This window comes from Halomonas sp. 141 (assembly GCF_002810305.1).
In the GTDB taxonomy this organism is placed as follows: Bacteria; Pseudomonadota; Gammaproteobacteria; order Pseudomonadales; family Halomonadaceae; genus Vreelandella; species Vreelandella stevensii.
Genome location: NZ_PINZ01000013.1, coordinates 44,081 through 58,440 on the forward strand (window position 1 = coordinate 44,081; position 14,360 = coordinate 58,440).

Below are 14,360 nucleotides of genomic sequence, written 5' to 3' on the forward strand. Positions count from 1 at the left end.
CCAGAATGAATTTTCTGGCCCATGCCTGGTTGGCACGCCCCGGCAACGATGGTTTTCTCTACGGCAACCTGATTGCCGATGGGGTCAAGGGCAGAGACCTTTCCGGCTGGCCGACCAGCGTGGCTGACGGCATTCGCCATCACCGCCGTGTGGATGCCTGGGTGGATCAGCACCCCCGGGTGCTGGCTGCCCGTCATCGGGCTCCCAGGCAACAGCGCCGCTATGCCGGTATTGCCCTCGACCTGGTGTGGGACCACTTCATTGCCCAGCAGCAGGCGGGTGAACGGCAGCATCAGCTCATCGAGCGCTGTTACCAGCTGCTGTCGGCCAGGCCTGCTCCCCAACGGTTGGCCACCATGATGCCCGTACTGGTCGAGCAGGACTGGCTGCGCCGCTACGCCGACTTCGACTTTACCTGTCAGGCGGTGGCAGGCATCGGCAGGCGTTTGACAGGCCCGAATCGTTTGGCCGAGCTGGTCCCCTGGCTATACGATGATTACGCCCTTCTTGAGGCTGACTTCAGCGTGCTGTGGCGCGAATGTCAGGCGCATTTGACCAGCAGTGGCAACGACACCAGCGCTCGTTGATCGGCGTCGGCGATCATGCATCTACCCGAGAGAGAACCGAACATGGAAACCACATTGCGTGAGCGCTTCTGGGAGCGCTATCCGCTGGAGGAGTTGACCGCGCCAGAGTGGGAAGCGCTCTGCGATGGCTGCGGCCAGTGTTGCCTGTTGAAGCTGCATGACGATGACACTCAGGAATTGGCTATTCTGAACGTTGCTTGTCGGCTGTTGGATCTACACAGCTGCCAGTGCAGTGATTACGAGAATCGCTTTGCCAGCGTGCCGGACTGCACACAGCTGACGCCAGCGCTGGTAAAAGAGTTTACCTGGCTGCCGCATACCTGTGGCTACCGTCGGGTGGCCGAAGGGCGCAAGTTGGCGGGTTGGCATCCGCTGTTGAGCAACGACGCCGAGCGAGTGCATCGTAAGGGAGTGAGCGTCAGAGGCTTTGCGGTATCACAGGATGAGGTGCCGGAGCGGCATCTCGAAGAGCATATCATTGCGGTCATTCCCATGTCCTGACCGCCAAGCGAAACGCAATGCGCTGCCATCCATGGCAGGACCATCGCCGCTGGCTCATTTTATTCAGGCCTTGCCACGAGACCCAACGCCCACAGAATGAAGGCATCCTGACGTGCCGCGTCGCGCCAGGCCTTGAATCTGCCGGAGGCGCCGCCGTGACCGCTGGTCATGTCGGTGTGCAGCAGAATCGGGGCGCTTCCCTGCTGAGCCTGGGTCACGCGAGCATAGAACTTGGCGGGCTCCCAATAGCTGACCCGGGTATCGAACCAGCTGCCCTCGATCCATAGCGCCGGGTAGCGCTGAGGGCGAATATTATCCACGGGAGAGTAGCCAGCGATCCGCTCGCGAACCTCGTTGATCTCCGGGTTGCCCCATTCGCTGTACTCGGCGGTGGTCAACGGCAGCTCGGGATTCTGCATGGTGCGCAGTACATCCAGAAAGGGCACGTCGAGCACGGCAGCGCAGAACGCCTCTGGTGCCCGGTTCAGGCAGGTACCCACCAGCAGCCCGCCCGCGCTGGCACCGCAGGCGACGATCCGTTCAGGCTGGCTGACCTGCTCGGACACCAGTGCCTCGCGGGCAGCCAGGAAATCATGAAAGCTGTTTTCCTTGTTGGCCATCTTGCCTGCCAGGTACCACGGCTCGCCGCGCTCGCCGCCGCCGCGTACGTGGGCCACGGCAAAGGCCACGCCGCGCTCCAGGAGCTCCAACCTGGCAATCGAAAACCAGGGGTCCAGCGCTTCGCCATAGGCGCCGTAGCCATATAGCAGCGTCGGCAGAGGCTGCCCGGCCAGATCGGCACGCATGACCACGGAAACGGGCACCTGTTCACCGTCGTGGCTGGTGGCCCAGATCCGTCGGCTGACCAGCTGCTCTGGGGAGAGGCTGCCGTGCACCGGCACTTGCTTGAGTAGCGTGCGCTCACCGCTGTCCAGGTTCAGCGCAAACCAGCGGGGCGGGTGGGTAAAAGACTCTTCCCGCAGGTGGAGCGTGCGGGCATCGAAGTGGGGCATGTCCTCCAGAAGCTGCGAGACAGGCGTGTCGGGTAGCGCCAGGTAGTGATCTTCGAGAATCGTATGGCCATCTTCGGCCAGGCTCAGTTGCCTCAACCGCACCTGAGCTTCCTGATGGCTGCGTTCGGCCACAATCAGCCCCCAGGCGAACGCATCTACCCCTTCCAGCGTGGCGTCCTCCCGCGGGGGCAGCAGGCTTTGCCAGCCCGTATCTTCCAGTGTGTCGGCACGTACATCCAGGGCAAAGTGTGGTCCTGCCTGATTGTGGAGCCGATAGAAAGCCCCCGGCCGATGGTCGATGCTGACCTCCACGCCATTCGTACGCCCATGCAGGCATACTGGGCTCGCGGCGGGTTGGTGGGCGGGCAGGGCGTGGACCTCCGTGGTATCTTTCGAGCCGCTTTCGATGATCAGCCATTGACGCGAGCGGGTCTTGCCAACGCCCAGCCAGAACTCCGGGTCGTCTTCACGCAGGATCAGGGTCGGTGCGCTATCCGGTGCGTCGGTGTCTAGCAGGGCGTCGCTATGGAGCCCTACCCACAGCCGCCACAGGCTATCGGGGCGTTGGGTGTCGTCAAAGCGGGTAAAGAGTAGCGTCGCGCCGTGGGCGGCTTGGTCCTCTGCCCAGCACACCGACGGCCCGATGTCTTCGAGCAACTGGCGGGGAGTGCCGCTGGGCAACGCTTTCAGCCAGAGGGTGTAACGCTCGTCCCCTTGAGTGTCTTCGGTCCAGGCCAGCCACTGCTCGTCGGGGGAGAGGGCCATGTCCCCCATGTCGTAGAACGGCTGCCCTGCCGCACGCTCGCGCACATCCAGAAAGCACTCGGCACGCTGGGGCTGGCCGTTGGGATGGCGCCACCAGCAGGGGTAGTCGTCGTCGGCTCCCGTTTCGCTCCAGCAGGTGAAGTGATCCAGTACCGTTGCCAGGCTTTTGACCGCCAGCTCGCGCCGTGCCAAGTGTGAATGGTAGAGGGCGTCGGCCAGCGGCTCCAAGGGGCGAAACCAGTCGGCATGCTGCTGGTTGACGTCGGCTAAAAAAGGTTGAACGTCTGGTGCGTCACGAGATTCCAACCAGTGCCATTCAGGGTCATCGGCGCGATAATAGCGTGCTACGGGCGAGCCTTCGTGCATACCAGGCTGTGCTTTCATAAATTGACAGGTACCATAACGGGAAATCAACGTCGGGTGCTACCACCCACATGAGGGGTATTATGCTGTTTGCTGACTCAATGTCACTGCTGTGGCTAAGTTATTACGGACTTTCGCTGCTGGTCGTGTTGGCCATCTATTTTGCGCTGGCCTGGTTGCCGCGTTTGCCTCGCCTTGTCATTACCTGGGGCGTGGCGGGCGTCATGTGGATGCCGGCCAATTTCCGCTTGCCGCTGGTAGAAGAGGGCGAGTTCTATACCGGCTGGGCGCCATCGGCCATGGTCGCGGCGGTGGCGTTTTTCGAACATAGCGCCAGTGGCCTGCGCAATGGCCTGCTGTGGGCGATCCTGGGCATTGCGCTGGGCGCCTGCTTGGGGATTGCGCTGTGGTGGTGGCGGCGTCCGATGCCGGTCGAAGAAGCCCCTGCACGCCGTCAGAGTGTCGAAGAGCCTCAGCCTGTCCGCCGTCGTGAACCGGTGATCCGTTGATCTCCAAACTGGCCGGGGAGGCGTCTTCATGTGTGAGTTGATGGGTATGAGCGCCAATGTACCCACGGATATCTGCTTCAGCTTTTCGGGTTTTCTGCATCGGGGCGGCGGTACGGGGCCCCACCGCGATGGCTGGGGCATTGCGTTCTATGAAGAGGGCGGTTATCGCGAGTTTCGCGACCCTCACCCTTCCGTGGATTCGCCTATCGCTCGGTTGATATGCGACTACCCGATCAAGTCGCACGTGGTCATCAGCCATATCCGTCAGGCCAACGTGGGGGGTGTTCGGCTGGCCAATACGCACCCTTTTACCCGTGAAATGTGGGGGCGGCCCTGGTGCTATGCCCACAATGGCCAACTGAGTGACTGGCAGCAACTGCCGCTAGGGCTCTACACCCCTGTGGGCAGTACCGACAGTGAGCACGCCTTCTGTTGGCTAATGGGCGAGCTGCGGCGCCATTTTCCTTCGCCCCCTGAATCGCCTGAGCCACTTTGGGAGCGGCTGCACGCGCTTTGCGAACAGCTGCGCGGGCTGGGGGTGTTCAATCTGCTGCTCTCGGACGGTGTCTATCTGTATAGCTACTGCTCTACCAAGCTGGCGCACATCACCCGACGGGCACCGTTTGGGCAGGCGGAGCTGTCGGATGCCGAGATGACGGTCAATTTCGTCGAGCACACCACCCCCAACGATATCGTCTCGGTGGTGGCCACCGAGCCCCTGACCCACAATGAAGCCTGGCAGCGCATGGCGCCAGGTGAACTGCTGGTATGGCGAGGGGGAGAAATCCGTGCCCGCTACGGTCCAACATCCTGACTATGCTAAAGAGATAGCATGACCAGAACGGTGGTGAGAGTAGAAGGGCTTTAAGCTAAAGTTGAACCGCAAGTTTCAATCGTTCGTTTTACAGTCTGCTGGACGTCGTATATCGTTGACGTTCACGAACCACTTGATAGCCTCGCCACAATAACAAGGTCGGTACAGCATCGACACGGATAGCGGAGATTCCCCATGAGCGAACACGCCAGCACCCCCATTTTACGCGGCCCAGCGCTTGAAGGGTTGGAGCAGTACGACTCGGTCACCGAGGTATTCCATTCGGCAGTGAAGCGCTTCGCCCAGAAGCCAGCCTTTACCTGCATGGGCAAGACGCTCAGCTTTGCCGACCTGGACCGCTTGTCAGCGGATTTCGCCGCCTGGCTGCAGCATGAAACCGATCTGGAGCCGGGGGATCGGATCGCCATCCAGCTCCCCAACGTACTGCAGTTCCCGGTGGCCGTCTTTGGTGCGCTGCGTGCCGGTCTGGTGGTGGTGAATACCAACCCGCTCTACACCGAGCGTGAAATGGCTCATCAGTTCAAGGACTCAAACGCCAAGGCCATCCTGATTCTGGCCAATATGGCCGACAAGCTCGAGAAGGTGCTGGACAAGACCGACATCAAGCACGTTCTGGTCACTCAATTGGGAGACTTGCATGACGTGCCCAAGCGTTGGCTGATCAATGCCGTGGTCAAGCACGTCAAGAAAATGGTGCCCGCCTACTCGCTGCCCAGTGCGGTTGGCTTTCGCGATGCCCTGAAGAAGGGCGCTTCGCTTACCCATAGTCCGGTAAGCCGCACCCAGGAAGATCTGGCCGCGCTGCAGTACACCGGTGGCACCACGGGCATGCCCAAAGGGGCAATGCTGACGCACCGCAACCTGGTGGCCAACATGTTGCAGGCTCGCTCGGCCATTGGCGAGCATCTGACCGACGGTGAAGAGCTGGTCATTGCGCCGCTGCCGGTGTACCACATCTACACGTTTACCGTTAACTGCCTGTTCCTGATGGAAACCGGCAACCACTCGCTGCTGATTACCAATCCGCGTGACTTGCCAGCCTTCGTCAAGGAGTTGAAAGGGCTGCCGTTCACCGGTTTTATTGGTTTGAACACGCTGTTCAATGCCCTGTGCAACCGTGATGATTTCCGCCAGCTCGACTTCTCGAAGCTCAAGCTGACCATCTCCGGCGGCATGGCCTTGACCAAGGCAGCCGCCCAGCGCTGGGAAGAGACCACCGGCTGCCCGATTGCCGAGGGCTATGGTCTGACGGAAACGTCTCCCATCGTCAGCTTCAACCCCAATGACGCCATTCAATTGGGCACCATCGGCAAACCCGTGGCAGGTACGGCGGTGAAGGTGGTGGACAGCGAGGGCAACGACGTGCCGTTCGGTGAGCCAGGGGAGCTGTGCGTGCAAGGGCCTCAAGTCATGAAAGGCTACTGGCAGCGTGAAGACGAAACGCGTAACTCCATCGATGAGCAGGGCTGGTTCCACACCGGTGATATCGCCGTTCTTCAAGATGATGGCTATATCAAGATCGTCGATCGCAAAAAGGACATGATTCTGGTGTCCGGTTTCAACGTCTATCCCAACGAAGTGGAAGACGTCGTGGCCGCGCATCCCGACGTGCTGGAAGTGGCTGCCGTCGGGGTGGCCGATGAAAACGCCGGCGAAGCCATCAAGCTCTTCGTCGTGTCGAAAAACAGTCAGCTGGATGCCGAGACGCTGCGCGCCTGGTGCAAAAAGGAGCTGACCGCCTACAAGGTACCCAAGTACGTCGAGTTCCGCGATGAGCTGCCCAAGACCAACGTGGGTAAAGTGTTGCGTCGCCAGCTGCGCGACCAGGAAACCAACCAGGCCTGATACATTGCCATATTGGCTGGCGTTAGGCGTCACGTGATTGAAAGCGGTACAATGGTCGGCCCACTCCATGAGTGGGCCGACGTTTTATTCTGAGATGGAAACCGAGCCTAACGTGACCACCGACACGCACTCTTCTCGCACTGAATCCCCGCAAGATCCTGCTGCTTCGCTGGCGGTACTCGACGCATCGCTGGGTGATGTCATGCTACGCGACCGTGAGCGCTTGGCCCGGCGTGTGTCGGGCTTGAATCGACGCCAGCGTGACAACAAGCCGATTGACCGTGGTGTCAACGAGCTGCGCCGCGATATGGCAAAGGCCACGCAGTTGCTGGCCCAGCGGGAAGCCCTGCGTGTCACTCTGAACTACCCCGGCGAGCTGCCCGTCGTCGAGCGCCGCGAGGATATTCTGGCGGCCATTCAGGAGCACCAGGTAGTGGTCGTGGCCGGTGAAACCGGCTCGGGTAAAACCACCCAGTTGCCCAAGATGTGTCTGGAGCTGGGGCGCGGACGCCAGGGCCTGATTGGCCACACCCAGCCGCGCAGACTGGCGGCGCGCAGCGTGGCAGCCAGGCTTGCCGATGAGCTGGAGGTGGCACTGGGTGAGCAGGTGGGCTATCAGGTACGGTTCAATGACCAGAGCACGCCCACGACGCTGGTCAAACTGATGACCGACGGGATTCTGCTGGCCGAAACTCAGCACGACCCGCTGCTGTTGCGCTATGACACTCTGATCATCGATGAAGCCCACGAGCGCAGCCTCAATATCGATTTTCTGCTGGGCTACCTGAAGCGTTTGCTGCCTAAACGCCCGGACCTGAAGGTGATCATCACCTCCGCCACCATCGACGTCGAGCGCTTTGCGGCCCACTTCGGCACGCCTGACGCGCCGGCCCCGGTGGTCGAAGTCTCGGGCCGTACCTACCCGGTGGATGTCCTTTATCGCCCGCTGGTGCGCAGCGAAGAGGACGAAGAAGACCGCACGCTGCAAGAGGGTATTCTTCATGCCGTGCAGGAAATCGAGACCATCGAGCGCCAGAAAGGCTGGCTCCACGGCCCCCGGGACGTGCTGGTGTTTCTGCCCGGTGAGCGTGACATTCGGGAAACCGCCGATACGCTGCGCCGTGCCGACCTGAAAGGCACCGACATTTTGCCGCTCTATGCGCGGCTGTCCAACGAAGAGCAAAATCGCGTGTTCGCCCCCCATCGCGGGCGACGTATCGTGCTGGCCACCAACGTGGCGGAAACCTCGCTGACCGTACCGGGAATTCGCTATGTCATCGACCCGGGCCTGGTGCGTATCAGTCGCTACAGCTACCGTGCCAAGATCCAGCGGCTGCCCATCGAGCCCATCAGCCAGGCCAGCGCCAACCAGCGCAAGGGGCGCTGTGGCCGTGTGGCCGAAGGGGTATGCATTCGGCTATATGATGAAGACGACTTTCTGGCTCGCCCGGCGTTTACCGACCCCGAAATTCAGCGCACCAACCTGGCGTCGGTGATTCTGTCCATGCTGGCGCTGAAGCTGGGGCACATCGAAGACTTTCCGTTTGTCGACCCGCCTGACGGCCGCTTCATCAAGGATGGTTTCCGGCTGCTGTTCGAGCTGGGTGCAGTGGACGACAAGCACCAGTTGAGCCCGCTGGGCCGTAAGCTGGCCAAACTGCCCATCGACCCAAGGCTGGCGCGCATGGTGCTGGCAGGGGCCGAACGGGGCAGCCTGCGCGACGTGCTGGTGGTGGTCTCGGCGCTGGCCATTCAGGACCCGCGAGAGCGGCCTGCCGACAAGCGTCAGGCGGCCGACCAGGCGCATCAGCGCTGGCACGACCCGGATTCCGACTTCGTCGCTTTGCTCAACCTATGGCACGGCATCGAGAATGCTCGCGAGGCGCTCTCGGGCAATCAGCTGCGCCGCTGGTGTCGCGAGCACTACATCAACTATCTGCGCATGCGCGAGTGGCACGATACGTTCCGCCAACTGCGTCAGCTGCTGCGTGACATGGATATCGAGGTGCCGCCACCGCTGCCTCGCGATGAAGACGAAAGCGAAGAGCAGGCCAGGCAGGCGCGGCGTAAAACCTCTGGCAAGCTGCACCAGGCGCTGCTGTCGGGTCTGTTGTCCAATTTGGGAACGCTGCTGGAGAACCGCGAATACCTGGGCGCTCGCAACCGCAAATTCATGATTCATCCCGGCTCCGGGTTGGCCAGGAAGAGCCCCAAGTGGGTCATGGCCTTCGAGCTGATCGAAACCACCAAGCTGTTTGCCCGTACCGTGGCCAAAATCGACCCGCAGTGGATCGAGCCGCAGGCGCAGCATCTGGTCAAAAGCAGCTACAGCGAACCCCATTGGGAAATGAAGCGCGCCCAGGTGGTGGCGTTCGAGCAGGTGACCCTGTTTGGCCTGCCTATCGTTGCCCGGCGCCGGGTGCACTATGGCCCCATTGCGCCCCAGGAGTCGCGGGAGCTGTTTATTCGTCGTGCGCTGGTCGAGGGCGAATTCCAGACGCGAGGCGCGTTCTTTGCCCATAATCGGGCGTTGATCGAAGAGGTCGAGGCGCTGGAAGATCGTGCCAGGCGCCGCGACATACTGGTGGACGAAGAGAGCCTGTTTGCTTTCTACGACGAGCGCATCCCGGCGGACATCGTCAATGGCAAGGGCTTCGAACACTGGCGCAAGCAGGCCGAGCAGCAACAGCCCGAGCTATTGAAGTTCGACCTCGAGGCGCTCAAGGCCCGTGATGCCCACGACGTGACCCAGGCGCAGTACCCGGACCACCTCACCCTGGCGGGCGTGGCCTATCCGGTGAGCTATCACTTCGACCCGGATGCCGAGGACGATGGTGTCACCCTTACCGTGCCCGCGGCGATGCTGCCGCAGCTGCCTGCCCATGCCCTCGACTGGCTGGTGCCGGGCCTGTTGCGCGAGAAGTGTATTGCGCTGCTCAAGTCGCTGCCCAAAAGCCTGCGCCGCCAGGTGGTGCCTATCCCCGATTGGGTCGATGCCGCCCTGGAAACGCTGGTGCCGGACGAGCGCCCCTTGACCGAGGCGCTTGGCGAGTTCATCCGGCGGCGTACCGGCACGCGGGTTCACCCCGACGACTGGCGTCTCGATCTGCTGCCGCCACACCTGCGCATGAATGTGCGGGTGGTCGATCATAGGGGCAAGACCCTGGGGCAAGGGCGTGATGTACGTGCCCTGGAGCGGCGCTTCGAGGAAGCCGCCAGTGCCGGCGCCCAGGCGCTGGCCGAGCAGGCCAGCCAGGCACCCATGCTGGAAGAGCTGCCCGCATCGCCGCTACCTGAATCTCGTGTCACCAGCCAGGCGGGCATTCGCGTGGAAGCCTACCCGGCCTTGGTCGCTGAGGGCGGGCACTTCAAGGTCAGCCTGTTCGATCATCCCGCCAAGGCGCAGTTTGCGCATCAGGAAGGGGTGGCGCGGCTGGCCATTGCCAAGCTGCCCGAGCAGGTCAAAGCCATCAAACGGCTACCCGGAGTCGAAAAGTGCGCGCTGCTGTTCGCCAAGGTAGGCAGCAAGCAGGCGCTGGTCGAGGATTTGCTGCTGGCGGTGTTTACACAGGTCGTGGCACAGCATCCGCTACCGCGTTCTGCCGGTGAGCTGGCCGAGCGACTGGCAAAGACCCAGCCTCAACTGGTGGCCCATGCCGAGACCGTGCTGGGGCGTGTCGAAGAGGCACTGAAAGGCCATCTTGCCGTCAGCAAGATTCTGAAAGGGAAACTTAATTTTGCACTGGCCCTGGTCTACAGCGATGTCAGTGCGCAGATGCAGCGGCTGGTTTACCCAGGCTTCATCCGTGATGCGGACGAGTGGCTCACGGAGTATCCACGCTACATGGAAGCCGCCTTGATTCGATTGGAAAAGGCCGCCCGAGAGCGGGGCAGGGACCAAATGCTGATGCAGGATGTCCAAGCCCTCGAAGCGCGCTTTGACGCACGGCGCAAAAGCGAGCGCCGTGGTGCGGCCGAAGACCCGACGCTGGTAGCGTTCGGTTGGTGGATACAGGAATTGAGAGTGTCGCTGTTTGCGCAGCAGTTGGGCACGCACATGCCGGTATCGGCAAAACGCCTGGAGAAGCGTTGGGAAGAGATCACCCGCGGGCAAGGCATTCAATGAAGGAGGTTGGCATGACACAGGCAGTGATTACCGGAACAGGACTCTATACGCCGGAACACGCGGTCGATAATGCAGCGCTGGTCGCTGCCTTCAATGCATGGGTAGATCGCGAGAACGCGCGCCATGCCGAGGCCATTGCCCAGGGTGAGCGGGCAGCGCTGGCCTATTCGAGCACCGAGTTCATCGAGAAGGCCTCGGGTATCAAGAGCCGTTACGTGCTCGATGCCGCCGGGATTCTTGACCCTGAGCGAATGCGGCCTAAACTGCCACAACGTGACAACGACGAGCCGTCGATTCAGTGTGAGATGGCGACCGAAGCTGCGCGTCAGGCATTGGCGGCAGCCAGGGTATCGGCGGCGGATATTGAGCTGGTCATCGTGGCCTGCTCGAACCTGGAGCGCGCCTACCCGGCCGTGGCCGTGGAAGTGCAGCAAGCGCTGGGCACGTCGGGCTACGGCTTTGACATGAACGTGGCGTGCAGCTCCGCCACGTTTGCGCTGGAGACCGCGGCCAATGCGATTGCGGCAGGGCGGGTGAAACGTGCGCTGATCGTCAATCCCGAGATCTGCTCGGCACACCTGAATTTCACAGACCGTGACAGCCACTTTATTTTCGGCGATGCTTGTACTGCTATGGTACTGGAAAGCAGTGAGGTGGCCGTGGCCAGTGAGCGTTATGCGATTCTAGGGACACGCCTGGTCACTCAGTTTTCCAACGCCATTCGTAACAATGCCGGTTTTCTCAATCGAGTCACCGACAGCGACCCGCTGGCCCTGGACAAGCTGTTCGTGCAAGAGGGACGGCGAGTGTTCAAGGAAGTTTGCCCGCTGGTGGCCAGGCTGATCACCGAGCACCTGGCCTCCCTGGAATTGAGCGGTGAGGACCTTTCGCGGATGTGGTTACACCAGGCCAATCGCCACATGAACGACCTGATTGCCCGTAAGGTGCTGGGCCAGGAGCCTGATGTGCCGCAGGCGCCGATCATCCTGGACCGCTACGCCAATACCAGCTCGGCGGGGTCCATCATCGCTTTCCACCTGCATCGCGAGAACCTGGCGGAAGGCGATATTGGGGTGATCTGTTCGTTTGGTGCAGGGTACAGCGCGGGTAGCGTGATCCTTCGCCGAGAAGGCTAAGTACCTGGGCTAAGTACTTTGGATAAGTACTTGTGATAAGTACTTGTGATAAGTACGTCGTGAAAACCACGTCAGCGGCGAAGCGTTGGCGTTGTACACTTTGAAGATGCGTTGATGATGTGAAAAGAGGAAACCCCATGCTGAGGTTGTTTGCCACGCAAGACACGGCTCCCGGAACGTGGCGCCCCTGGCTCCCCGTTCTGTTGCTGGCCACGTTGGCCATGGGGGGATGTGCCAGCACGTCTCCCCAGGAGCGCGACGGCGAGCGCGAAGAGGGTGCCGTTGAGCAGTCAGCGCATCCGGAAGACCCTTGGGAAGGCTTCAATCGGCGAGTGTTCGCTTTCAATGACGTGCTCGATCGCTACGCACTGAAGCCTGTGGCCACGGGGTACAAAACCGTCACCCCTCAGCCGGTGCAGACTGGCGTAGGTAATTTCTTCTCCAACCTGGGAGAAATCCGCACGGCCATTAACAGTTTGCTGCAAGGCAAGCCTGCCAATGCGGGGCTGGCCACGTCGCGCTTTCTGATCAACTCCACGGTGGGTATCGGGGGGCTGTTGGATTATGCGACGCATATGGAGATTACCGCCGAGCGTGAAGATTTCGGCCAGACCCTGGCCGTCTGGGGCTGGGAAGATTCACGTTATCTGGTGCTGCCGCTGCTGGGGCCGCGTACCCTGCGAGATGCGTCGGGGTTCCCGCTGGATATCGCGGCGCACCCCATCACCTACATGGACGATCACCAGCTGCGCGCAGGCCTGACCGCGCTGGATATCGTGCACTTGCGGGCAGGCCTGCTGGATCAGGAGTCACTGATCCGGGGGGATCGCTACCGATTCATTCGCGATGCTTACTTGCAGCGTCGACAGTTCGAGATCAACGATGGTGAGCTGGGCGACGATCCCTTTGCCATGGACGATTTCGAGTTCGACGATAGCGACTTTGGTGACGACGACTTCGCCGACTGAGGCTAGACATGGATCACGCAAAGCAGTTGATCGCGGTAATCGATGAACCCGGTAGCGAGCGTGATGCGCTGGCCGAGGCGATTACCTGTGACGGGATGTGGGTGTTTGCCGCAGACAATATCGATCATCTGCCGGTGGGCACCGCGCTGATTGTCGCCCATGCTAGAGCGGTGCCCAGGCAGCAGTGGTCGCAACTGGCCCATCGCCTGCCCGCACTGGTCGTGAGTGATACCCGTCAGGATGCGGATTTGATCAAGGCAATCGACGCTGGATTGGTGGATTACATCGTCCACCCGCTCAGGCATGCCGAACTGCTGCGCAGGATGATTCGCAAGGCCATCGAGCTGCATCAACTGGCCCAGGAGCGTGACCGTGACCGACAACGGCTGGCGGAGCTGAACGAAAGCCTGGAAACCCATTTGGCCCTGCTGAGAATGGATCAGCAGAGTGGCGGGCATATTCAGCGCCGTCTGCTGCCGCCAAGGCCCAAGGTGATCAGCGGCGTCTATTACGATTACTGGTTTGCGCCGTCGCTCTATTTGTCGGGCGATTTTCTCGACTATCAGCGTTACAACGAGCGCTTTAGCGTGTTCTATTTTGCCGATGTGTCCGGCCATGGGGCCTCCTCGGCCTTCGTGACCGTGCTGCTGAAGTATCTCTGTAACCGCTGGCTGAACGAGTGGGATGGTCAGGACCCCCAAGCGCTGCCGCCCCGCTGGTTGTCGGCCCTGAACCGTGAACTTCAGGATACCGACATCGGCAAACACGCCACTTTATTTGTCGCTGTTATTGACCATGAGGAAAAGACTCTGCACTATTCGCTCGGCGCCCAGCTTCCCATGCCATTATTGGTGGCGGATGGAAACCTGACGCGTTTGGCGGGGGAAGGAATGCCGGTAGGCCTTTTCCCTGATGTGGAGTATCCTTCGCTTAGCTGTCCGCTGCCAGCCGACTTCCAGTTGTGGCTGTGTTCAGATGGTGTATTGGAATGCTTGCCGGGTAAGACGCTCGACACGCGGCTCACGGAACTTGAGCAACTAGTAAGCGAAAGTGTCACGCTTGAGCAGCTGCGAGACCGGCTAGCCAACACCAACTCGCTCCTGAGTGGAGACGACGAGGACGATGAGGCGAACCAGGACCGCGATGCTTTACCCGATGACCTGACAATCATGATGGTGAGCGGATTTGGTCATGCTGATTGAAGAAGGCCGCATCAAGGCGGCGTTCGATTCTGGTGTTTTTGTTCTAAAGCTGTGTGGTGATGTAAGACTCACACTCTGCGCCACACTCGATACCCAGGCACAACGTCTCGCGGAAACGCCGGGCCTGCGTGCGGTGATGATTGACCTGCGCGAGGCGACGAACGTCGACTCGACGGCGCTGGGCTTTCTCGCCAAGGTGGCCATGGCCGTCAAAGGCCGTCTGGAGCAGCCGCCTACCATCATTGCGGATAATCCGGATGTCCGGCAGATGCTGGATGTGATGGGGTTTGCGCGCTTCTTTACGCTGATGTCGGCACCGCTGCAGCAGTCGGCACCGCTGGAGACGGTATTGGAAGAGCTGCCCGAGGAGCCCGCCGACGAAGAGGGGCTGCGCGGCCGCATTCTGGAAGCACATCGTATCCTGATGCACATGAACGAGCATAACCGCGAGCAGTTTCAGCCGCTGGTGGAGATGCTGGAAGCCCAAGGGGCTCCTGCAAAATAAAGCCC

The 14,360-nt window shown here is 61.1% G+C and carries 11 protein-coding genes; 10 read left to right on the forward strand and 1 reads right to left on the reverse strand.

The window, feature by feature from the left end:
- Nucleotides 1-5: 5 nt before the first annotated feature.
- A complete protein-coding gene (locus CWI66_RS08205) occupies nucleotides 6-587 on the forward strand; it encodes an acyl carrier protein phosphodiesterase (protein WP_100731412.1) in 582 nt (193 codons plus the stop codon).
- A 42-nt stretch (nucleotides 588-629) separates the two neighbouring features.
- Nucleotides 630-1,088: a YcgN family cysteine cluster protein gene (locus CWI66_RS08210; protein ID WP_016914341.1), complete on the forward strand. Its 459-nt coding sequence runs from the start codon at nucleotides 630-632 to the stop codon at nucleotides 1,086-1,088.
- A 59-nt stretch (nucleotides 1,089-1,147) separates the two neighbouring features.
- Here the strand turns inward: CWI66_RS08210 and CWI66_RS08215 are convergent, their stop codons facing one another.
- On the reverse strand, nucleotides 1,148-3,250 hold the full coding sequence (locus tag CWI66_RS08215) for a S9 family peptidase (protein WP_198517483.1): 2,103 nt from the start codon (nucleotides 3,248-3,250) through the stop codon (nucleotides 1,148-1,150).
- Between the two features lie 62 nt (nucleotides 3,251-3,312).
- On the opposite strand from CWI66_RS08215, the gene CWI66_RS08220 reads away from it, so the two are divergent.
- The 8 genes from CWI66_RS08220 to CWI66_RS08255 all read left to right on the forward strand — a co-directional run bounded on the left by CWI66_RS08220 (nucleotide 3,313) and on the right by CWI66_RS08255 (nucleotide 14,355).
- A complete protein-coding gene (locus tag CWI66_RS08220) occupies nucleotides 3,313-3,738 on the forward strand; it encodes a hypothetical protein (protein ID WP_100731413.1) in 426 nt (141 codons plus the stop codon).
- A 28-nt stretch (nucleotides 3,739-3,766) separates the two neighbouring features.
- The gene (locus tag CWI66_RS08225; protein ID WP_100731414.1) at nucleotides 3,767-4,552 is read left to right on the forward strand and encodes a class II glutamine amidotransferase; all 786 of its coding nucleotides are present in this window, start codon (nucleotides 3,767-3,769) and stop codon (nucleotides 4,550-4,552) included.
- A gap of 195 nt (nucleotides 4,553-4,747) precedes the next feature.
- Nucleotides 4,748-6,418: an AMP-binding protein gene (locus tag CWI66_RS08230; protein ID WP_100731415.1), complete on the forward strand. Its 1,671-nt coding sequence runs from the start codon at nucleotides 4,748-4,750 to the stop codon at nucleotides 6,416-6,418.
- A gap of 94 nt (nucleotides 6,419-6,512) precedes the next feature.
- Nucleotides 6,513-10,544 carry an ATP-dependent RNA helicase HrpA gene (gene hrpA, locus CWI66_RS08235; RefSeq protein WP_100731416.1) on the forward strand — a complete coding sequence of 1,344 codons (4,032 nt, stop codon included), beginning with the start codon at nucleotides 6,513-6,515 and terminating at the stop codon, nucleotides 10,542-10,544.
- An 11-nt stretch (nucleotides 10,545-10,555) separates the two neighbouring features.
- On the forward strand, nucleotides 10,556-11,680 hold the full coding sequence (locus CWI66_RS08240) for a beta-ketoacyl-ACP synthase III (RefSeq protein WP_081138375.1): 1,125 nt from the start codon (nucleotides 10,556-10,558) through the stop codon (nucleotides 11,678-11,680).
- Nucleotides 11,681-11,817: 137 nt separating this feature from the next.
- Nucleotides 11,818-12,648 (forward strand): MlaA family lipoprotein, encoded by an 831-nt coding sequence (locus tag CWI66_RS08245; RefSeq protein ID WP_016914334.1) that lies wholly within the window; start codon nucleotides 11,818-11,820, stop codon nucleotides 12,646-12,648.
- An 8-nt stretch (nucleotides 12,649-12,656) separates the two neighbouring features.
- Nucleotides 12,657-13,850, forward strand: a complete 1,194-nt coding sequence (locus CWI66_RS08250; RefSeq protein ID WP_081195705.1) for a PP2C family protein-serine/threonine phosphatase — start codon at nucleotides 12,657-12,659, stop codon at nucleotides 13,848-13,850.
- Nucleotides 13,840-14,355 carry an STAS domain-containing protein gene (locus tag CWI66_RS08255; RefSeq protein WP_081138378.1) on the forward strand — a complete coding sequence of 172 codons (516 nt, stop codon included), beginning with the start codon at nucleotides 13,840-13,842 and terminating at the stop codon, nucleotides 14,353-14,355. The genes CWI66_RS08250 and CWI66_RS08255 overlap by 11 nt, the downstream gene beginning before the upstream one ends.
- Nucleotides 14,356-14,360: the final 5 nt, after the last annotated feature.